General features: G+C 71.9%; 21 protein-coding genes. 12 read left to right on the top strand and 9 right to left on the bottom strand.

The features are described 5' to 3' along the window. Window positions 1-125: 125 nt before the first annotated feature. The 4 genes from MKK60_RS26815 to MKK60_RS26800 all read right to left on the bottom strand — a co-directional run bounded on the left by MKK60_RS26815 (window position 126) and on the right by MKK60_RS26800 (window position 4,298). Window positions 126-830, bottom strand: a complete 705-nt coding sequence (locus tag MKK60_RS26815; RefSeq protein ID WP_243934452.1) for a response regulator transcription factor — start codon at window positions 828-830, stop codon at window positions 126-128. Then, window positions 827-2,449 (bottom strand): sensor histidine kinase, encoded by a 1,623-nt coding sequence (locus tag MKK60_RS26810; protein WP_243989129.1) that lies wholly within the window; start codon window positions 2,447-2,449, stop codon window positions 827-829. Before MKK60_RS26810 ends, MKK60_RS26815 begins: the two co-directional genes overlap by 4 nt. Before the next feature lie 189 nt (window positions 2,450-2,638). Next, window positions 2,639-3,514 (bottom strand): formate/nitrite transporter family protein, encoded by an 876-nt coding sequence (locus MKK60_RS26805; RefSeq protein ID WP_147725780.1) that lies wholly within the window; start codon window positions 3,512-3,514, stop codon window positions 2,639-2,641. Between the two features lie 43 nt (window positions 3,515-3,557). Continuing rightward, the gene (locus tag MKK60_RS26800; RefSeq protein ID WP_243989128.1) at window positions 3,558-4,298 is read right to left on the bottom strand and encodes a competence/damage-inducible protein A; all 741 of its coding nucleotides are present in this window, start codon (window positions 4,296-4,298) and stop codon (window positions 3,558-3,560) included. 122 nt (window positions 4,299-4,420) lie between these two features. Between MKK60_RS26800 and sfsA the strand changes: the two genes are divergently transcribed. Then, the gene (gene sfsA, locus MKK60_RS26795; protein ID WP_243989127.1) at window positions 4,421-5,137 is read left to right on the top strand and encodes a DNA/RNA nuclease SfsA; all 717 of its coding nucleotides are present in this window, start codon (window positions 4,421-4,423) and stop codon (window positions 5,135-5,137) included. A gap of 81 nt (window positions 5,138-5,218) precedes the next feature. Next, entirely contained in the window at window positions 5,219-5,836 is a 618-nt protein-coding gene (locus MKK60_RS26790) for a Uma2 family endonuclease (RefSeq protein ID WP_243989126.1), read from the top strand. A 32-nt stretch (window positions 5,837-5,868) separates the two neighbouring features. Here the strand turns inward: MKK60_RS26790 and MKK60_RS26785 are convergent, their stop codons facing one another. After that, window positions 5,869-6,699 (bottom strand): FkbM family methyltransferase, encoded by an 831-nt coding sequence (locus tag MKK60_RS26785; RefSeq protein ID WP_147859947.1) that lies wholly within the window; start codon window positions 6,697-6,699, stop codon window positions 5,869-5,871. Window positions 6,700-6,821: 122 nt separating this feature from the next. Between MKK60_RS26785 and MKK60_RS26780 the strand changes: the two genes are divergently transcribed. Then, window positions 6,822-7,586, top strand: a complete 765-nt coding sequence (locus MKK60_RS26780; protein WP_243989125.1) for an alpha/beta fold hydrolase — start codon at window positions 6,822-6,824, stop codon at window positions 7,584-7,586. A 16-nt stretch (window positions 7,587-7,602) separates the two neighbouring features. Here MKK60_RS26780 and MKK60_RS26775 read toward each other — a convergent pair whose 3' ends face one another. Next, window positions 7,603-7,929 (bottom strand): hypothetical protein, encoded by a 327-nt coding sequence (locus MKK60_RS26775; RefSeq protein WP_243989124.1) that lies wholly within the window; start codon window positions 7,927-7,929, stop codon window positions 7,603-7,605. A 360-nt stretch (window positions 7,930-8,289) separates the two neighbouring features. Here MKK60_RS26775 and rpsD point away from each other — a divergent pair, with 360 nt between their 5' ends. Continuing rightward, window positions 8,290-8,907, top strand: coding sequence for a 30S ribosomal protein S4 (gene rpsD / locus MKK60_RS26770; RefSeq protein ID WP_147725774.1), 618 nt, complete (start codon window positions 8,290-8,292; stop codon window positions 8,905-8,907). 323 nt (window positions 8,908-9,230) lie between these two features. Here rpsD and MKK60_RS26765 read toward each other — a convergent pair whose 3' ends face one another. After that, a complete protein-coding gene (locus MKK60_RS26765; RefSeq protein WP_243989123.1) occupies window positions 9,231-10,178 on the bottom strand; it encodes an ABC transporter ATP-binding protein in 948 nt (315 codons plus the stop codon). A gap of 30 nt (window positions 10,179-10,208) precedes the next feature. Beyond that, window positions 10,209-10,466, bottom strand: coding sequence for a hypothetical protein (locus MKK60_RS26760; RefSeq protein WP_243934406.1), 258 nt, complete (start codon window positions 10,464-10,466; stop codon window positions 10,209-10,211). A gap of 165 nt (window positions 10,467-10,631) precedes the next feature. Between MKK60_RS26760 and MKK60_RS26755 the strand changes: the two genes are divergently transcribed. The 6 genes from MKK60_RS26755 to MKK60_RS26730 all read left to right on the top strand — a co-directional run bounded on the left by MKK60_RS26755 (window position 10,632) and on the right by MKK60_RS26730 (window position 14,974). Beyond that, window positions 10,632-10,982 (top strand): DUF2293 domain-containing protein, encoded by a 351-nt coding sequence (locus MKK60_RS26755; RefSeq protein ID WP_243934404.1) that lies wholly within the window; start codon window positions 10,632-10,634, stop codon window positions 10,980-10,982. A gap of 87 nt (window positions 10,983-11,069) precedes the next feature. Continuing rightward, on the top strand, window positions 11,070-12,125 hold the full coding sequence (tsaD, locus tag MKK60_RS26750; RefSeq protein WP_243934402.1) for a tRNA (adenosine(37)-N6)-threonylcarbamoyltransferase complex transferase subunit TsaD: 1,056 nt from the start codon (window positions 11,070-11,072) through the stop codon (window positions 12,123-12,125). Continuing rightward, a complete protein-coding gene (locus MKK60_RS26745) occupies window positions 12,122-13,078 on the top strand; it encodes a GNAT family N-acetyltransferase (RefSeq protein ID WP_243989122.1) in 957 nt (318 codons plus the stop codon). The genes tsaD and MKK60_RS26745 overlap by 4 nt, the downstream gene beginning before the upstream one ends. Continuing rightward, window positions 13,075-14,079, top strand: a complete 1,005-nt coding sequence (locus tag MKK60_RS26740) for an NAD(P)H-dependent glycerol-3-phosphate dehydrogenase (protein ID WP_243989121.1) — start codon at window positions 13,075-13,077, stop codon at window positions 14,077-14,079. The genes MKK60_RS26745 and MKK60_RS26740 overlap by 4 nt, the downstream gene beginning before the upstream one ends. Further along, the gene (locus MKK60_RS26735; RefSeq protein WP_243934665.1) at window positions 14,076-14,534 is read left to right on the top strand and encodes an opioid growth factor receptor-related protein; all 459 of its coding nucleotides are present in this window, start codon (window positions 14,076-14,078) and stop codon (window positions 14,532-14,534) included. Before MKK60_RS26740 ends, MKK60_RS26735 begins: the two co-directional genes overlap by 4 nt. A gap of 23 nt (window positions 14,535-14,557) precedes the next feature. Further along, window positions 14,558-14,974, top strand: a complete 417-nt coding sequence (locus tag MKK60_RS26730; RefSeq protein WP_243934664.1) for an EVE domain-containing protein — start codon at window positions 14,558-14,560, stop codon at window positions 14,972-14,974. 72 nt (window positions 14,975-15,046) lie between these two features. On the opposite strand, the gene MKK60_RS26725 is transcribed toward MKK60_RS26730, so the two are convergent. Continuing rightward, the gene (locus MKK60_RS26725) at window positions 15,047-16,594 is read right to left on the bottom strand and encodes a sensor histidine kinase (RefSeq protein WP_147726026.1); all 1,548 of its coding nucleotides are present in this window, start codon (window positions 16,592-16,594) and stop codon (window positions 15,047-15,049) included. A gap of 244 nt (window positions 16,595-16,838) precedes the next feature. On the opposite strand from MKK60_RS26725, the gene MKK60_RS26720 reads away from it, so the two are divergent. Both MKK60_RS26720 and MKK60_RS26715 read left to right on the top strand, forming a co-directional pair. Then, entirely contained in the window at window positions 16,839-17,294 is a 456-nt protein-coding gene (locus tag MKK60_RS26720) for a (2Fe-2S)-binding protein (RefSeq protein WP_243934384.1), read from the top strand. Window positions 17,295-17,393: 99 nt separating this feature from the next. Further along, a complete protein-coding gene (locus tag MKK60_RS26715) occupies window positions 17,394-19,610 on the top strand; it encodes a xanthine dehydrogenase family protein molybdopterin-binding subunit (RefSeq protein ID WP_243989120.1) in 2,217 nt (738 codons plus the stop codon). Window positions 19,611-19,678 lie beyond the last annotated feature (68 nt).

The raw sequence follows: 19,678 nt of genomic DNA, 5'->3' as shown, positions 1-19,678 counted from the left end.
GCGCGGCACGGGTATCCGCAATTCCGGCCCCGGCATCAAGCACTAAATTGCCTAATGCTCCCAAATTTTTTGTGAGGCTTCGGCGTCGCAGGCTCCCGCGGGACGCGACGTCTCCGTGGCGAGCGTCAGTGTCGGTAGTCCGGCCCACGCGAGTCCAGCATGAAGCCGCGGCCCCGCACCGTGACCAGAAGCGGGCCGCCGTGCCGGACGAAATCGGCCATCTTCGAGCGCAGGTAGCCGACATAGACATCGACCACGTTGAGGGAGAGGCCGCCCTGGCTCGCCCACAGCCGCTCGAAGATGTCGGCTCGGGTGACCGGGCGGTTCACGCTCTCCATCAGCATGGCCAGAAGCTCGGCCTCGCGCGGGGTCAGGCGGGCTGAGGCCTCGCCGCAGGTGACCTGGCGGGTGTCGAGGTCGAGGACGAGCTTGCCGGCGTTGATCAGCGTGCGCGGCCCCTCCGCCGCCTGCCGGCGCAGCAGGTGCGTGCGCAGCCGCGCCACCAGCTCGTCGAAGACGAACGGTTTTACGATGTAGTCGTCGGCGCCGAGCGCGAGGCCTTCGGCGCGGTCGCGGATCTCGTCGCGGGCCGAGAGGAACAGGATCGGCCCGGGATAGCCGCCCTCGCGCAGGCTGCGGCAGACGTCGTGCCCCGAGCCGTCGGGCAGGGTGATGTCGAGAACCACCGCCTCGGGGCTCTCGTTCCGCGCCGACGCGAGCGCGTCGCCGACGCAGCCGGCGGTGCCGACGGAGAACCCCTCCGCCTCAAGGCCGCGGGTGAGAAGGCCGCGGATGTCGATGTCGTCCTCGACCACGAGGATTCGCGTCATGCCGCGTCGTCCTTCCGAATCTGTCGTTCGTCTCGGCTCGTCACGTCGTCGAGCGTCAGGTCGAGGAGCGGGATCTCCAGGGTCAGCCGCGCCCCGGCGCCGTTCTCGCCGGCGCCGAGAACGATGGTGCCATCATGCTGCTCGATCAGCCAGCGCGCCAGGGCCAATCCGATCCCGAACCCCATCTCCGCCGGGCGGTCGCCGCGGCGGAAGCGCTCGAACAGGCTCTGCTCGCGGTCGCCGAAACCCGGCCCGTCGTCGGTGACGGTGATGCGGGCCGGCGCCGTGCCGCCGCCGGACAGGGCGACCTCGACCCGGGTGAGGCCGGTGGCATGGCGCAGAGCGTTGTCGATCAGGCTCTCGACGACCTGGCGCAGCCATTCCCGGTCGGCCAGGACCTCCAGGTTCCGCGGACCCGGCTCGAACGCGAGCGCGACGCGGCGGCGGGCGCCCTCCGAGGCGAGGTTGTCGACCGCCTCGGCCAGGACCGGCGCGAGCTCGAGGGCGCGGCGGTCGAGCTCGATCTCGCCCGATTCCGAGCGCGCCACCCGCAGAAGATCCTCGACGCGCAGCTTGAGGCGCATCGCGCGCTTGCGGATGGTGGCGAAGGCGGGGGCGTGGTCGGTGATGCGCGGGCCGGCGCGGGCCGCGAGGTCGCATTCCCCGAGGATGACGGTGAGCGGAGTGCGAAGCTCGTGGCTGACGTCGGCGAAGAAGCGGCGTCGCGAGCGGTCGACCGCCTCGAGGCGCGCGTTGGCGGCGCGGAGGTCGGCGGTGCGCGCCTCCACCGTGTCCTCCAGGGCCGCGCGGTCGGCGGCGACGCGGCCCTCGCGCCGGGACAGGCGCGCGGCCATGCGGTTGACGTTGGCGACCAGCAGGCCGAGCTCGTCCCGGGTCGCGACGGAGAGACGCGTGTCGAGCTTGCCGCCGCCGATGGCGCCCGCGGCGCGACGCACCGCCTCGATCCGCGCCAGGGTCGGGCGGGTGATGCTGCGCCACAGCAGCACGACGAGGCCGAGCGCCGCGAGCACCGCCAGCGCGGCCGCGATCCGCAGGCGCTGCGAGAGGTCGCGCGCCGCATCCGAGCCGAGCACCATGCTGCGGCGCTCTGCCTCGATCAGGAACGAGAGCGGCTGGCCGGTCATCGCACCGAAGCCGTTGAGCGCGCCCTTGATGGAGTTCTGACGCTTCTCCGGATCCGTCTGGCGGACGATCTGCGCCACCTGCCGGTCGAGGATCACGCGGGCGGCGCGCAGCTGCGCCATCGGGCGGCTTCGCAGGGCGTACTGCATCCGGTCCTGCGGGTCGTCGCTGCCGGCGACGGATCTCGACAGCGCCTCGTCGACGGTCGTGAGCGCCCGGTCGACGTTGCTGCGCGCGATCCCCATCGCCTCCGGTGCGAGATCGGGATTGCCGATGGTCTCGACCGCCGCCATGCCGAACTGCGTCATCCGGCCCGACAGCTCGGCCAGAAGCTCGAGGCGGCCCTGCGCCGCCAGCGTCCGGTCGATGGTGCGCTCGGCCGCCCCGATCGCCGCGAGCACGCCCGCCGCCGCCAGGACGACGACGAGGGCGATCGACCCGAGCAGCAAGGCGAAGCGGACCTTCAGCGAGCGCATCGTCCCATTCCCGGCCGCATGCGCGGCGCTCCTCGTCCTCGGTTTCCTCAGGGCGCGACCGCGTCGAGAACCGGGCACGGACGCGACCCCCGCGTTTCGAGAGAGGGTTTTGGGTCGTTTCAGCGCGAAAGCCAACACGGGCCGCGCCCTGTCACGCCTCTCCGTCGCGAAGCGGATGCAGTCCCCCTCTCAGTCCTGGCTCGGGCCGCCCTCGGCCTCCTCGACCTCGCGGCTCTCCTCGACCTCGGGCGCGACCTGGCCGTAATTCAGCACCGCGACCAGGGTGATGCCGCCGAAGACGTTGCCGAGCAGCGTCGGCACGAAGAAGCGCTCGGCGTACTCGCCCATCGTCGCCGCGCCGGTGACCACGAGGTAGAACGCCTCGACCGAGCCGGCGACGATGTGGGCGAGCCCGCAGAGCGAGACCAGCCAGGTCATCAGGAAGATCACGAACGGCGCCGCGGTCCCGGTGGCCGGCAGGAACCACACCATCAGGGCGATCATCCACCCGGCGAAGATCGCCTTCAGCACCGTGTCCCAGAACGGAAACGCGATGGCCTGATGGCTGATCTCGGCGAAGGCCGCCTTCACCGACGGCTCGAACGCGCCGGAATGGGCCAGCACGGCGGCGATCGCCAGCGTCGCCAGGATGTTGCCCGCAAGCACGACGATCCACAGGCGCAGCACCCGCCAGGCGGTCTTGGCCGATCGGTCGTGCAGCAGCGGCAGGATCGGCGTGATGGTGTTCTCGGTGAACAGCTGCTGGCGCCCGAGCACCACCACCAGGAAGCCGACCGCGTAGCCCATCGTCGTCAGGATCTTGGTCCACTCGCCCTCGGGCAGGTGGGTCTTGAGCACCCCCGGCACGATCAGCGAGAGCGCGATGCTGAGCCCCGCCGCGAAGGCCGAGAGGAACAGCGCCCCCCCGTTGCGCCGCAGTTCCTCGTTGCCCTCGCGCCGGATCACCTCGTGCAGGACGAAGGCGTCGGGGCGACCGATCCCGGCCACCGCCTCCTTGTGCGCGTCGCGCCGAGCTTCCTTGTCGTCCTGCTTCGGTTCGGCCATCACGCAAACGCTCCACGAACCGGATTCAGGGACGGATCGGCCGTCAGCCGCGAAGGCGCGACACCAGCGCCTCGATCTCGGCCCGGGCGCGCGCCACCGAGGCGGCGTCCTTGCCGCGGGTGACGATGCGGTTGGCGAACCCGTCCTTCGTCATCGACGGATAGGAGCCGATCGACACGTCGGCGTAGGCCTTCGCGATCTCGGCGAGGTCGGCGGCGTAGTTGCCCTCGGGCAGGTTGCCGGCCTCCACCGTCTCGGACAGCATCCGCGCGCCGGTCGGCAGCGTCGGGCCGATCTGGTCGAGCATCGCCTGCATGACCGACGGCACGCCGGCCATGACGAAGACGTTGCCGATGCGGAAGCCCGGCGCCTTCGAGATCGGGTTGGCGATCAGGTCCGCGCCGTCCGGGATCCGCGCCATGCGCAAGCGCGCCGCGTTCAGGTCCTCCGGCTTGTGGCGCTCCAGCAGCATCGCCCTGGCGCGGGGATCGACGTCGATGCCGACGCCGAAGGCCTTGGCGACGCAATCGGCGGTGATGTCGTCGTGGGTCGGGCCGATGCCGCCGGTGGTGAACAGGTAGGTGTGGCCGGCCCGGAGCGCGTCCACGGCGCCGACGATGGCGTCCGGCTCGTCGGGGACGATCCGAACCTCGCGCAGGTCGATGCCGACGGCGGTGAGATAGTCGGCGATCGTGCCGATGTTCTTGTCCTTCGTCCGGCCGGACAGGATCTCGTCGCCGATCACCAGGATCGCGGCGGTGATGCTCGTGGAATCGATTGTCATGGGGCTCGCCGTCCTCGGTCCCGCCGCAGATAGCGCGGCGGCGGCTGCGCGACCACCGACGGCGCTTTCATGCGCGGGCGCCTGTCGGCTATGGACCGCCACCGCGACGCAGCCCGGACCCCATGCGCTTTCCCGAACCCCTGATCGAAGGCCGCCTGGTGCAGCGCTACAAGCGCTTCCTCGCCGACGTGGACCTCGCCGACGGCACGCGCGTCACGGCGCATTGCGCCAATCCCGGCGCGATGATGGGCCTGAACGCCGCCGGCAACCGGGTGCTGCTCTCGCCGGCCGACGGCCCGACGCGCAAGCTGAAGTATTCCTGGGAGCTGGTGGAGGCCGACCTGCCCGGCGGCCCGCAATGGGTCGGGATCAACACGATGCGCCCGAACGCGCTCGTCGCCGAGGCCTTCGCCGCCGGCGGTCTCGCGCCGCTCGACGGCTACGCGGCATTGAGGCCGGAGGTCCGCTACGGCGCGGCGAGCCGCGTCGACTTCGTGGCGAGCGGCGAGGGGCTGCCGCCGGTCCACGTCGAGGTGAAGAACTGCCACCTGATGCGGCGGGCGGGCCTCGCCGAGTTTCCCGACTGCATCGCCGCCCGCAGCGCGCGGCACATGCGGGACCTCGCCGAGGTCGTCGCGGCCGGCGGGCGCGCGATGGTGATCGTCGTGGTCCAGATGCGGGCGGACGCCTTCGACGTCGCCCGCGACATCGATCCCGCCTTCGACCGGGCTTTTCGCTTGGCGCGTGCGGCGGGGGTCGAGACCTACGCCTATCGCTGCCGGATCGACCGGGAGGGCGTGACGATCGCCGACGCGATCCCGATCGTCACGCCGCCCTGACGCGCGTTTTCCGCGCTCCCCGACGCATGGTACGGTGGTGGCGAGGCTGCGGCGTGCGCTCCGGCCGCCCGAGGCATCCCGATGGCCGATCGCGCGATCCGTGAACCCGTCCTGTTCGATGTCGCCGACTTCCGCGAGTTCCTCGAGACGCGTCCGTCGGAGGAGCGATGGGAACTGATCGCGGGGCTTCCCATGCAGTCGGCGGCACCGCGGATCGGGCATCAGCGCATCGCCAGCAACTTCAAGCGCCATCTCAACGCGGCGCTCAGGAGCCGCCGCCCGGAATGGCACGCCGACCGCGAGATCGGGATCGAGGTCTCGCCGGATTCGCCCTATCGACCCGAGCCCGAGGTGATGATGATCGACATCGACACCGAGCGCAATTTCACGGATCGCTTCCATCTCGTGATGGAGGTGCCGTCGGCGAGCGACCGCGGGCGCATCCTGGCGAGCAAGCTCCGGTTCTATCGGGACCACCCGCCGAACCGCTGCATCGTGATCGTCGACCAGGATGCGGTCGCGGTGACGATCCACGAGCGCGACGCGGCGGACCTTTGGGCGGTCCGGGTGCTCCGCTCGGCCGGCGACGTGATCGAATTCGCCGGGCTCGGCTCGATCTGCACGGTCGGCGACCTCTACGTGAACACGCATCTCGACCCGCGGCGCGCGACGCCGACCCGATCCTCGCAGGATCGGTGAAACCGGATGCCGGTTTCGCGATCGGAGCCTGCTCAGGCGCTCCGCTCGAACATCCGGTTCAGCCGGGTGCGGCCGATCTCGCGGTAGCCGTGGCCTTCCAGGAGCTTGGGCAGATCGATCTGCCACTGGTCGGTGCCGTCCTCGATCACCAGCAGTGTCGGCAGCAGGGCAGGGGGCGCCTCGCGCAGGAACGGCTCGAGGATCAGGTCCTCGGCGCCCTCCACGTCGAGCTTGATCGCGTCGATCCGGGTCAGGCCCTCGCTGCGCACGAGGTCCATCAGGGTCACCGCAGGCACCTTGATCTGCGCGCTCTCGTTGGTGCCGACGATCTTGAGGCTCGATTCGCCGCGATTGCGCGGATCGACGAACAGCGTCAGCTCGCCGGACTTGTCGGCGACCGCGCAGGCCACGGCCTTGACCGAATGGAATGCATTCTGCGCGATGTTGAAGGTCAGCCGGTCGAACACGTCGGGCTGCGGCTCAACCGCGACGATCCGCGCCTGCGGGCCGGCGAACGCGGCCACGAACAGGGCGTAGGCGCCGATGTTGGCGCCGATGTCGAGGAAGACGCAGCCCGGCCGAAGCCGCGCCTTGAGCAGGGCGCGCTCCTGCGGGTCGAAGAATTGCGGCGTGAACAGCACCTTCTTCTCGCAGTTGTTGTTGTAGGGGTGCAGCCGCATCCGGGCGCCGAGGCGCTCGACGTCGAGGGGCTTGCCGCGCATCAGCGTGATCGCGAGGCGGCGCAGGAACATCGCCATCCGCCGTCCGCGCCAGGACTCGGGCGAGATCCGCACGGTCCGCCGGGCGATCGCCGCGACGAGACCGGCCGGGGCGTAGGTGCCGTAGGGCTGAAGGTCGCTCATGCCGGGCTGATGCCAGCCGCGCCGCCCGCGGGCAAGCATCACGCGCGTTGCCGATCGGCGCCGCGGCTCTTACAGCCGGCACGGACCGCGCGGGCCGGTACGCATGATGGGGAGCGGCGACCATGGACAGCTTCGATTCGGACGGCGTGCGCATCGCCTACATCGACGTGCCGGCCTCCGGCGGCTGCGGCGACCCGATCCTGCTCATCCACGGCTTCGCCTCGAACCACGTCGTCAACTGGGTCAACACGACGTGGGTGCGCACGCTCACGCAGGCCGGCTACCGCACCATCGCGTTGGACAACCGCGGCCACGGCGAGAGCGAGAAGCTCTACGACCCGGCCCGCTACGGCTCCGAGGACATGGCCGGCGACGCCGTGCGCCTCCTCGACCATCTCGGGATCGAGCGCGCCGACGTAATGGGCTACTCGATGGGCGGGCGCATCACCGCGCACCTCGCCCTCGACCACGCCGCGCGGGTGCGCTCGGCGCTGATCGGCGGCCTCGGCCTGCATCTCGTCGAGGGCAAGGGCCTGCCCTCGGGCATCGCCGAGGCGTTGGAGGCGCCGGCGGCCGCGAAGGCGGCGAACCCGACGGCCGCCGCCTTCCGCACCTTCGCCGAGCAGACGAAGAGCGACCTGCGCGCGCTCGCCGCCTGCATCCGCGGCTCGCGCCAGACGCTGTCGCGCGCCGAGATCGGGCAGATCGACGTGCCGGTTCTCGTCAGCGTCGGCACCCTCGACACCGTCGCGGGCTCCGGCCCCGGCCTCGCGGCCTTGATGCCGAACGCGCGAAGCCTCGAGCTCGAAGGCCGCGACCACAGCTCCGCCGTCGGCGCCAAGCCGCATCGCGACGGCGTGCTGGCCTTCCTCGCCGCGCGGCCCTGAGGCCGGCGCGGCCGCATCACTTCAGCTTCGCATAAGCCTCGTCGAAGGCGGACTTCACCTCGGCGCAGGTGGCCGCGTCGGGCGCCGACATCGAGCGCACGCCGTCGGCGACGCCCTCCTTGAAGCGGGTCATCGCCGGGCTCGGGCCGCCGGTGTCGATGCCCGAGCCCGTGAGCATGGTGTCGGTGAGCTGAGAGACCTGATCCTTCGGCATCTTGCAGAAGGTGGCGGCGCCCGTGAACTGGCCGAAGCCGAAGGCGAGCTCCTCGGGCGTCTCGGCCGAGACGGGGGCCGGGCCGGCGAGCGCACAGGCGAGCAGGAGCATAGAGAGGGCACGGTTCATCGATCGTCGTCCAGGCAGTGGCGTGAAGACCATCGACGAGGCATGCCGGCCCGGCCGTTCGCGGTCCAGGCGCGCGCAGGCGGTCCCGACGCGTTTGGGACGTACGGTCAAGGATACGGGACGGCGCGTTTCCCGGCGCGGCAGCGGCCGGTCGAGAGGCGCGGGCGGGGGCTTAGGATTGACCGGCCCGGCCGCCTCGACTACGAACCGCTCGTCACCGCGGCTCCTTCAGGGGCCGCTTGGCGTTTTCATACGCACCCGTGAGTCGCCTTCGAGGCGGCTCTGTCGTCCCGGGCCGCAAGGCCGGCGGGAAGAGGAGGGCGCGTTCCTCACTATCTCGTTTGCGAGAGGACACGCGATATGTCGAAGCGGATTCAGGCCAAGCACAAGCTCGACCGCCGCATGGGCCAGAACATCTGGGGCCGCCCGAAGAGCCCCGTGAACCGCCGCGAGTACGGCCCCGGCCAACACGGCCAGCGCCGCAAGGGCAAGATGAGCGACTTCGGCACGCAGCTGCGCGCCAAGCAGAAGCTCAAGGGCTATTACGGCAACATCACCGAGAAGCAGTTCCGCCGCTACTACGCCGAGGCGATCCGCCTGCGCGGCGACTCGAGCGAGAACCTGATCGGCCTGCTCGAGCGCCGCCTCGATGCCGTGGTGTACCGCTCGAAGTTCGTGGCGACGCCGTTCGCCGCCCGCCAGTTCGTCAACCACGGCCACATCAAGGTCAACGGGCGCCGGGTCAACATCCCGAGCTACCTCGTGAAGCCGGGCGACCTGATCGAGGTCAAGGAAGCCTCGCGCCAGCTCGAGATCGTGGTCGTCGCCTCGCAGCTCCCCGAGCGCGACGTGCCGGACTACATCGAGGTCGACCACCAGAAGATGACCGCCCGCGTCACCCGCGTGCCGGGCCTGACCGAGGTGCCGTACCCGGTGCAGATGGAACCGAACCTGGTGATCGAGTTCTACTCGCGCTGAGCCGATCGACGGATCACCGTCGTGCCGCTGGGAAGGGTCGTCCGAAAGGGCGGCCCTTTTCCATGTCCAGGGGGCGGACGTGTCGCGCGCTCGCGCGCGTTCACGCGTCCCTCCGTCGCCCGTCATAGCCGCCCGGCATTTCCGGAGCGCCGGTGGCGAGCCCGGAATTCGGAACCGCAGGTCGTGCTCCCACCTGCCGCTTCGGCGACTCTGGCTTTCGGGCTCCGCTGCGCGGACCCGGACCGACGGCGCGGGTCGGAAGTGCCGGGTCGGGGCAGGCCGGATCGCCTGTGCAGAAACGGCGACGGCCGAGCCGTTCGGTATCAGTCGTCGCGCTTGCCGACCGCGCCCGCCCGCCGGATCGCATCGAGCGTCACTACGTGCGGCCCGGCGGGGCCGGCGACCGCGAGCCGGGTGCGGCCGCCTGCCAGCATCATGGACAGCGCATCGCGCAACGTCGCCGTGTCCGCAATCTCCGGCGCGTCGGCGGCCGTTCCGGGCTCGGCGGCTTCGGAGACGGTGAGCAGCGCGAGCCGCCGCAGCGCCCGGTCCTCGCCGACGAAGGAGGCGACGAACGGGTCGGCCGGCGCGGCCAGCAGCGCCTGCGGCGCATCGGCCTGGACGACGCGGCCAGCCCGCATCAGCACGACGCGGTCGCCCATCAGCATCGCCTCGTCGATATCGTGGGTGACGATCAGCACGGTCTTGGACAGGCGCTTGAGGATCGCGCCGATCTCGGCTTGGAGCCGGCCGCGGGCCACCGGATCGACCGCGCCGAAGGGTTCGTCCATCAGGATCACCGGCGGGTCGGCAGCGAGCGCGCGGGCGACGCCGACGCGCTGGCGCTGTCCACCGGAGAGCGCGTCCGGGCGGCGGTCGCGGTAGAGCGCCGGATCGAGCCCGACGAGGTCGAGCATCGCGTCGACGCGCGCCGCGATCCGCGTCTTCGGCCAGCCGAGCAGCTCGGGCACGGTCGCGACGTTCCGCGCGACGCTGCGGTGGGGGAAAAGGCCGATGCCCTGGAGCACGTAGCCGATGCCGCGCCGAAGCGCGATCGGGTCGACGGCCGCGACGTCGTGCCCGCCGAGCGTGATGCGGCCGGCATCCGGCTCGATCAGGCGGTTGACCAGGCGCAGGGTCGTCGACTTGCCGCAGCCGGACGGCCCGATCAGCACGCAGGTGGTGCCCTCGGGGATCGTCAGGTCAAGCCGGTCGACGGCGGGGCCGGGCGCCCCGGCGAAGTGCTTGGAGACGCCCTCGAACCGGATCACCGCCGGCGCGGCGCGCTCGGACCCGTGCCCTCAGCAGCCCTTGCAGATCGAGGACATCGAGTTGCGCGTGCGGGCGTCCCAGGCCTTGTCGCGGGCGGCCGAGGCCTTCTGCGCCTTGATCATCTCGGCCTCGTTCGCCGCCTTCATCGCGGAGGCCTTGCTCGCCTCGCTGGCGGGGGGCGCGCCGGACGGCCGCGGCACGGTCGCGCCGGTGGCGGCCTTCTCGGCGAGGGCGGGGGCGGTCGCGAGGGCGGGGATCAGCAGGAGGAAGGCGAGGCGGCGGATCATGGTCGTCTCCGGGGCGTCGCGCGTGCGGCCGGCCGCACGTCCTCGTGCGGATCCCGATCGGGCGCGTCGTCGATGCAACCCATCCTAACGTGCACCTGGTCAAAAACTATGGCACGCCGACATCGAGGCCGGCCGATCGCGCCGGAGCGGAGAGGGGAGCGTCGATTGCCCGCAGCGCGACAGGACGGCGGCGCACCGCGCAACCGTCGCGAGCAGGTCGCCGATGCCCTCGCGCGGCTCGCCCGGCGCCTGCCCGGGTTCGAGGCCGAGGCGATCGTCGATTCGGCGCTCGCCAGCCCGGGCCTGCGCGGGGCGGCGCCCGAGACGGCGGCCCGGCTTGCGCTCGTCGCCTATGCCCGCCACGTCTTCACCGATTACGACGACCTCCTCGCCGAGGGCTACGACCGCGACAGCGCCCGCCACTTCGTCCTCGACGAGCTCAACGCCGTGCTGGCCGGCTGGGGCGCGGCGCCGATCCCGGAGGCCGATCCGGCCGACGACGCCGATGCGCCCTGAGGCGGTCCCGGTCGTTGCCGGGGGGCGTCCGGTGCGGATACACGGGGCGGGCGGGTTCGCGCGGAAACGGAAGCGTCGATCGTCACCATGAACGTGCTGGGCATCGAGACCACCTGCGACGAGACCGCCGCCGCGATCGTCGCGCCGGGGGAGGACGGCCGCGGCGTCATCCTGTCGAACGAGGTGCTGAGCCAGATCGCCGAGCACGCGGCCTATGGCGGCGTGGTCCCGGAGATCGCCGCCCGCGCCCATGTCGAGGTGCTCGACCGGCTGATCGCGCGGGCGCTCGACCGCGCCGGCTTGGCCCTCAAGGACGTGGACGGCATCGCGGTGGCGGCCGGCCCCGGCCTGATCGGCGGGGTGCTGATCGGCCTCGTCACCGCCAAGACCCTGGCGCTCGTGGCGCGCAAGCCCCTGCTCGCGGTCAACCATCTGGAGGCGCACGCGCTGACCGCGCGGCTGACCGACGGCCTGGCCTTTCCCTACCTCCTGCTGCTGGCGTCCGGCGGCCACACCCAGCTCGTGGCGGTGAAGGGCGTCGGCGACTACGTGCGCCTCGGCAGCACCATCGACGACGCCATCGGCGAAGCCTTCGACAAGGTCGCCAAGCTCCTGGGTCTGGCATATCCCGGCGGCCCCGAGGTCGAGCGCATGGCGGAAGCCGGCGATCCGGAGCGGTTCACCCTGCCGCGGCCGATGCTCGGGCGCCGCGACGCCAACTTCTCGCTGTCCGGCTTGAAGACCGCGCTGCGGATCGAGGCGGAGCGCACCGCGCCGCTCGCCGAGCGCGACGTCGCCGACCTCTGCGCCGGCTTCCAGGCCGCGGTGGTCGACGTGGTGGTCGACCGCGTCCGCGTGGCGCTGCGTACCTTCTCCACCGTCGCCGGCCACCCGACCGCGCTCGTCGCCGCCGGCGGAGTCTCGGCCAACGGCGCGATCCGGCGGGCGCTGGCCGCGCTCGCGGGCGAGGCGGGCCTCGCCTTCGTCGCCCCGCCGCTGGCGCTCTGCGGCGACAACGGCGCGATGATCGCCTGGGCCGGCATCGAGCGGCTGCGCCTCGGGCTGACCGACGACATCACCGCGCCGGCCCGCGCCCGCTGGCCCTTCGCCGACGCCCCCCGCGCCGAGGCCAGCGCCGGATGAGCGGAGCCGCCCGCCACATCCTCTCGCGCGGCAATCTACGCGATCTCCGCGTGACGGAGCCCGAGCCGGAGGCGGCTCCGGCCCCCGTCGGCGAGCCGCAGGCGCGGTGGCGCGAGCTGGTCGACCGCCTCCTGCCGCAGGCCGCGCCGGACCATCCCGACTGGCCCGTCGTGAACGACCACTGCTTCGCCCGCATCCTGCTCGACAACGCCTGCAACGGGCCGTGGCGCGAGAGCGTAGCGGCGCCGGCCTGGGCCAACATGCCGCCCGACCGGCTCGCGGTCGCGATCGACCTCGGCAACGCCGTGCTCGCCGGCCGCGCCGACCTCGCCCTGCTCAACCGCCGCTCCCTGCTGTGGCGCGGCAAGCGCCGGCTGCCCAAGGCCCCCGAGACCCTGGAGACCGGTTCGCTGCGCCTGCGCCGTTGGCGCCGATCGGACGACGATCCGTTCGCGCGCCTAAACGCCGACCCCGCCGTGATGCGCCATTTCCCGAAGCTGAAATCGCCCGCCGAGAGCCTGACCGAGGCGCGGGCGCTCGACCGCCGCTTCGAGGCCGACGGCTTCGGGCCGTGGGCGGTCGAGGAGCCGGGCGGCCCGTTCCTCGGCTTCGTCGGGGCGATGCGGCTGATGCGGTCGATGCCGTTTTCCGGGGGCGAGCGCCCGGGCAGCCTGATCGAGATCGGCTGGCGCCTGAGCCCCGAGGCCTGGGGGCGCGGCATCGCCACGCGCGCCGCGCGCTTGGCGCTCGCCGACCTGTTCGGCCGCTGCGGGCTGCCGAGCGTGGTGGCGTTCACGGCGCTGGCCAACGCGCCGTCGCGACGGGTGATGGAGCGGCTCGGCATGGTGCGCGAGGCCGATTTCGACCATCCGGCGCTGACCGCCGGCCACCCGCTGCAGCGGCACGTGCTCTATCGGCTCGCGGCGGCGGATTGTTCCGGAGACCCCGCATGAGCAGCGAGAACGCGCGACCCGTCGCGGTCGTCGGCGGCGGCGCATGGGGCACCGCCCTGGCGAACGCCGCCGCCGCGGCCGGGCGCCCGGTCACCCTGTGGCTGCGCGACGCCCAATCCGCCGCCACCCTCGAAGCCGAGCGCGAGAACCCGCGCTACCTGCCGGGCGTGATGCTGCATCCGCGCATCCGGGCGACGGCCGAGGCCGACGACCTCGCCGCCGCCGAGGCGGTGCTGCTCGTCACGCCGGCGCAGACTTCCCGCGCGGTGCTCGGGCAGCTCGCGCCCGCCTTCGCGCCGGGCACGCCGGTGGTCCTGTGCTCGAAGGGCATCGAGCGGACGACCGGCGCCTTCATGAGCGCGGTGGCGGCCGAGGTGCTGCCGGCGGGTACGCCCGTGGCGGTGCTGTCCGGCCCGAGCTTCGCGGTGGACGTCGCGCGCAACCTGCCGACGGCGGTCACTTTGGCGGCCGCGGATGCGGACCTCGCGGCGAGCCTCGCGCGCCTGCTGTCCGGCCCGGCCTTGCGGCTCTACCACACCGACGACGTCCGCGGCGTCGAGATCGGCGGCGCCGGCAAGAACGTGCTCGCGATCGCATCGGGCATCGTCGCCGGGCGCGGCCTCGGCGAGAGCGCGCGCGCCGCCCTGATCGCCCGCGCCTTCGCCGAGCTGATGCGGTTCGCGCGAAGCTTCGGCGGCCGGCCCGAGACGCTGATGGGCCTGTCGGGGCTCGGCGACCTGGTGCTCACCGCATCGTCCGCGCAATCGCGCAATTTCGCCTTCGGCCTCGCCCTGGGGGCGGGCGCCACGCCGGAAGCCGCCGCCGGCGGCAAGCTCGCCGAGGGTGCCTTCACCGCCACCGCTCTGGTCGGGCTCGCCCGCGGGCAGGGGATCGAGATGCCGATCGCCGAAGCCGTCGCGGCGATCGTGGCCGGGCAGGCGAGCGTCGAGGACGTGGTCGCCGCGCTGCTTGCCCGCCCCCTGAAGGCGGAATCCGAATGACCCCGATCCAGGCCTTCCTCGCGGGCGGCGGCACCGACGGCGCCGGCCGCACGCTAGCCACCGTGCTCGCCTTCGACGACGACCGCATCGAGGCGGTCCACGACTTCATCCAATGGTGCTTCCCCCTCGAGCAGGCGAGCCGCGCGGTGCCCGGTGCGCCGGTGCTGACGCCGGCGGAGGCGGACTCGATCCGTCGCGATCCGGCCGCCCGCGAGGGCCTGCGCGCGGCGCTCGCGCGGATGCGTCGGTTCTACGCCGACACCGATCGCTGGCTCGCGCCCCACGACCACAACCACCTGCGCATCACCCGCATCCTCACGGCGATCCGCGACCTGCTCGGCGAGGCGGAGGCGCAAGACTTCTACGCGTTCGCGACCGCGCGGAACGCAGGGGCCGGATCGCCGATCAACCCGGCGAGCCTCGCCTTCTGGGCCGCGGCGGTCGGCCGGTCCTGATCTTCGAGCAAGCGACGAGACGCATGCCCCACTGGCTCTACAAGTCCGAGCCCGCGACCTGGTCGTGGGCGCAGCAGGTCGCCGCCGGGGAAACCGGCACGCACTGGAACGGGGTGCGCAACCACCTCGCCAAGAAGCAGCTCATGGCGATGCAGGTCGGCGACCTCGGGTTCTTCTACCACTCGAACGAGGGCAAGGCCGTCGTCGGGATCGTGCGGGTGATCAAGCCGTACTACCCGGATCACACCGACGCGAGCGGCCGGTTCGGCATGGTCGACCTCGCCGCCGTCGAGACGCTGCCGAATCCCGTCACCCTCGACGCGATCAGGGCAGAATCGGCGCTCAAGGACATGGTTCTCGTCAACAACTCGCGCCTCTCGGTGCAGCCGGTGACGGAGGCCGAGTGGGCGCTGGTCCGGGCGATGGGCGGGCTCGGCTGATCGCCGGCCAGGGCATCGTGCGGGGTCGCATCCGCCTCGCGCGAGCCGGACCTCACCGCGCGTGAGGATGCGTCAGGCGGCCCTGGCGGCGGGCTTGGCGCGGACCGACGCCGCGGGCTTCTCCGGCTCCGGGCCGACGGCGACGGCGGCGAGCGTGTCCATCACCCGGCTCGCCGGCAGCGTGACGATCACCTCGGTGCCCTCGCGCGGCTTCGACTTCAGCGTGAAGTTTCCGCCATGCAGGTCGACGAGGCCCTTCACGATCGGCAGGCCGAGGCCGGAACCCTGCTCCGCGGTCTTGATCGCCAGCGAGCCGCGGCCGAACGAGGACATCACGGTGCCGAGCTCGTCCTCCGGGATGCCGGGGCCGCTGTCCTTGACCGCGACGTACTGGCCGCCGGAGCTGGTCCAGCCGACCTTGATCGTGATCTCGCCGCCCGGCGGCGTGAACTTCACCGCGTTCGAGAGCAGGTTCAGCACCACCTGCCGCAACGCCCGCTCGTCGGCCCAGAGCCGCGGCAGGGTCTCGTCGACGAAGTCCAGGAAGGTCTGGTTCTTGCCGCGCGCCTTGAGCCCCATCATGTGGCGGCATTCCTCGACGATGTGGGCGAGCTTCACCGCCTCCTCGTTGAGCTCGTAGCGGCCGGCCTCGATCCGCGAGAGGTCCAGGATCTCGTTGATGAGGTTCAGGAGGTGCATCCCACTGTCGTGGATGTCGTTGGAATACTCGCCGTAGCTCGGTGCGGTGTGCGGGCCGAACACCTCGTTCTTCATCACCTCCGAGAAGCCGAGGATGGCGTTGAGCGGCGTGCGCAGCTCGTGGCTCATGGTGGCGAGGAAGCGCGACTTGGCGAGGTTCGCCTCCTCCGCCCGGCGCCGGGCCTCGTCGGAATTGGCCTTGGCCTCCTCCAGCTCGCCGAACACCGCGTCCTTCTCCGCCCGCGACTGCAGCGCGCCGATGGTCGAGGTGTAGATGCGGCGGGCAAGGCCGAGGAAGAAGATCTGCGAGCCGATCGCCATCGCGACCAGCATCACCGCGTCCATTTGGCGAGTGAAGGCGAGCAGGCACAGGGTCGCCAGGGCCAGCGGCACCAGGGCGGCGACGGCGGCGGCGGGAACGGTGGCGGCCACCATCGTCGCGACCGCCGCCGCGATCACCAGGCCGAACATCGCGAAGTGCCAGCCGCCGACCGCGCCGAGCCCGATCAACGCCGACCAGCTCAGGCTCTGCAGCACCTCGCCGAAGGCGAAGCGGCGGCGCCAGCGCGCGAGCGACACGGTGTCCGGCTCGGCGCGCAGGAAGCTCCGGCTCATCGACGCGTTGAGGGTGATCATCAGGAAGGCGCACAGCGCCCAGAGCGACGCGACGAGCGGCTCGACCCAGAAGCAGGCGGCGCCGGCCAGCGCCATCGCGAACAGCCCGAGCGGGATGCCGGCGCCGGCGCGATACTGCGCGTAGAGGCGCAGCAGCTCGTAGTCGAACGCCCGTTCGAGGCCCGTCTTCGAGGTCAGCTTCTCGCGGACCGAGCGCATGTCGCGCGCGACGCCACGGCGGCGCACGGCCTCCTCCGACGAAGGACCGCGGCCGCGCTGCACCATCTCGACCGTCAGTTCGGACATCGGCCTCTTCGAAGGCTGGACGTAGGGGGCGCCGGTGCGGGGTGCCCGACCGCAACATGCGGCGGATCGACGATGCGCGGGATGTGTTAAGAACGGCCTGCCGCGAGGGCGAGGATTGTCGCCATCGCGCGAAGCGTGCACTGACGTTCCGGACCGTTCGCGGTTCGTGCGCGGACGCACATCTTGTGGATGCGTCCGAGGATTAGCCATCGACGGCATAAGCTCTGCGCGCGGGAGATCTCGGATGTTGAACCTCACCGTGAACGGCGTCCGGCACACCGTCGACGCCGATCCCGAGATGCCGCTGCTCTGGGCGCTGCGCGACCACCTCGACAAGACCGGAACCAAGTACGGCTGCGGCATCGCGCAGTGCGGCGCCTGCACGGTCCATCTCGACGGCCAGCCGGTCCGCTCCTGCCAGACGAAGATCGGCGACGTCGGCGAGGCCAAGATCACGACGATCGAGGGCATCTCGGGCCGCGTCGCGGAGGCGGTGCAGGGCGCGTGGCGCAAGCTCGACGTCGTCCAGTGCGGCTACTGCCAGTCCGGCCAGATCATGTCCGCGATCGGCCTTCTCACCGACAACCCGAAACCGTCCGAGGCCGACATCGACGGCGCGATGGACGGCAACATCTGCCGGTGCGGCACCTATCAGCGCATCCGCGCGGCGATCCACGAGGCCGCCCGCACCCTCGCCTGATCCGGCTCGTCCGCGCGTCCCTTCGCGCGGATCGCACGGCCCGTCGCTCGCCCCCTTCGAACGCCCTTCGCCCGTTCCCGAACTGACCGGAGCCACGCCATGCTGAAGATCCGTCAGACGGACCCGCGCTCCCCGCGCGCGACCCGCCGCAGCTTCCTCGCCGGCGGCGCCGCCGCGACGGGCGCGATCGTCATCGGCTTCCGCCTCGATCTGAAGAACACCGCCCGCGCCGCCGCCGGCCCCGACCTGTCGGGTGTGAAGGCCGATCCGAACGCCTTCGTGCGGATCGGCGCCGACGACACCGTGACGGTGATCATCAAGCACCTCGACATGGGGCAGGGCAACACCACCGGCCTCGCCACCATCCTCGCCGACGAGCTCGATGCGGACTGGTCGCGGGTGCGCACCGAGTTCGCGCCGGCCGACGCCGCCCGCTACAACAACCTGCTGATGGGCCCGATCCAGGGAACCGGCGGCTCGACGGCGATCGCCAATTCCTGGTTCCAGCTGCGCAAGGCCGGCGCCGCCGCCCGCGAGATGCTGGTCGCGGCCGCCGCCTACCAGTGGAAGGTGCCGGCGGCCGAGATCACCGTCGCGAACGGCGTCGTCCGGCACGCGGCCTCGAGCCGGCAGGCCCGGTTCGGCGAGCTGGCGGCCTCCGCCGCGACGCTTCCGGTGCCGCAGGAGCCGCGCCTGAAGGACCCGAGCCAGTGGACGCTGATCGGCCAGCGTACGCCGCGCCTGGATTCCGCGGCCAAGACCGACGGCAGCGCGGTCTACGCCCTCGACATCCGTCGGCCCGGCCAGGTCACCGCCGTCGTCGCCCGCCCGCCGCGCTTCGGCGGCGCGGTGAAGAGCTTCGACGACGCCGCGACCCGCAAGGTCGCGGGCGTCGTCGACGTCGTCGCGATTCCCTCCGGCGTCGCGGTCGTCGCCAAGGACACCTGGTCGGCGATGAAGGGCCGCGAGGCGCTGAAGGTGGTGTGGGACGACGGCGCGGCCGAGACGCACTCCTCCGACGCGATCCTCGCCGGCTACCGCGAGCAGGCCAAGCGCCCCGGCCTCGTCGCCTCCGAGCGCGGCGACGCGGAGGCCGGCATCAAGGGCGCGGCCAAGGTCCTGGAGGCGGAGTTCACCTTCCCCTACCTGGCGCACGCCGCGATGGAGCCGCTGAACGCGACGATCGAGCAGGCGCCGGACGGCGGCTACGACGTCTATGCCGGCCTGCAGTTCCAGACGATCGAGCAGGCCGCGGTCGCCGCCGTGATGGGCACCACCACCGACAAGGTCCGCCTGCACACGCAATGGGCCGGCGGCTCGTTCGGCCGGCGCGCGACGCCGACCGCCGACTACATCGCCGAGGCCGCGACCATCCTCAAGGCGACCGGGGCCAAGGCGCCGGTCCACCTCGTCTGGACCCGCGAGGACGACATGTCCGGCGGCTACTACCGCCCCACGGTCTACCACAAGGTCCGCGCCGGGCTCGACGCCAAGGGCGGGATCGTCGGATGGCAGCACGTGATGATCGGCAAGTCGATCATGATCGGCTCGCCGTTCGAGGCGATGATCGTCAAGAACGGCATCGATTCGACCACCGTCGAGGGCGCCTCCGACACCGCCTACGCGCTCCCGGCCTACCGCTTCGAGGTCCACAACGCCCGCGAGGGCGTGCCGGTCCTGTGGTGGCGCTCGGTCGGGCACAGCCACACCGCGCAGGCGATGGAGGTGTTCATCGACGAGCTGGCGCATGCCGCCGACGTCGACCCGCTGGCCTACCGGCTCTCGCTTCTGACCGGAGCCCCGCGCCTCTCGGGCGTCCTCAAGCTCGCTGCCGAGAAGGCGAACTGGGACGCCGGCAGCAAGGCGAACGGCAAGGGCCGCGGCCTCGGCATCGCCGCCCACGAATCGTTCGGCTCCTACGTGGCGATGGTCGCCGACATCACGGCGGAGGACGCCAAGGTGAAGGTCAACCGCATCGTCGCGGCGGTCGACGTCGGCGTGGCGGTAAACCCGGACGTGATCCGCGCCCAGGTCGAGGGCGCGGTCGGCTTCGCGCTGTCGTCGGTGCTGCGCAACCGCATCACGCTCAAGGACGGCGTGGTGCAGGAGAAGAACTTCGACACCTACGAGCCGACGCGCATGAGCGAGATGCCCGTGGTCGAGGTCCACATCATGCCGTCCTCGGCGGCACCGACCGGCATCGGCGAGCCGGGCGTGCCGGTGCTCGCGCCGTCGATCTCCAATGCGATCTTCGCCGCGACCGGGCAGCGCCTGCGCTCGCTGCCGCTCGACCTGGCCGGCTTGAAGGGCGTGTGAGGTTCGACACGCCGCGGATGCGGGGCAGGGCGTAGCGTCGGCCCGCTTCCCAGAGCTTCGAACCCAAC

The sequence above is a fragment of the Methylobacterium sp. J-092 genome (assembly GCF_022829325.1).
GTDB lineage: Bacteria > Pseudomonadota > Alphaproteobacteria > Rhizobiales > Beijerinckiaceae > Methylobacterium.
Note: the sequence above shows the minus strand (reverse complement) of the source record. Positions and strands in the feature narration are given on the sequence as shown.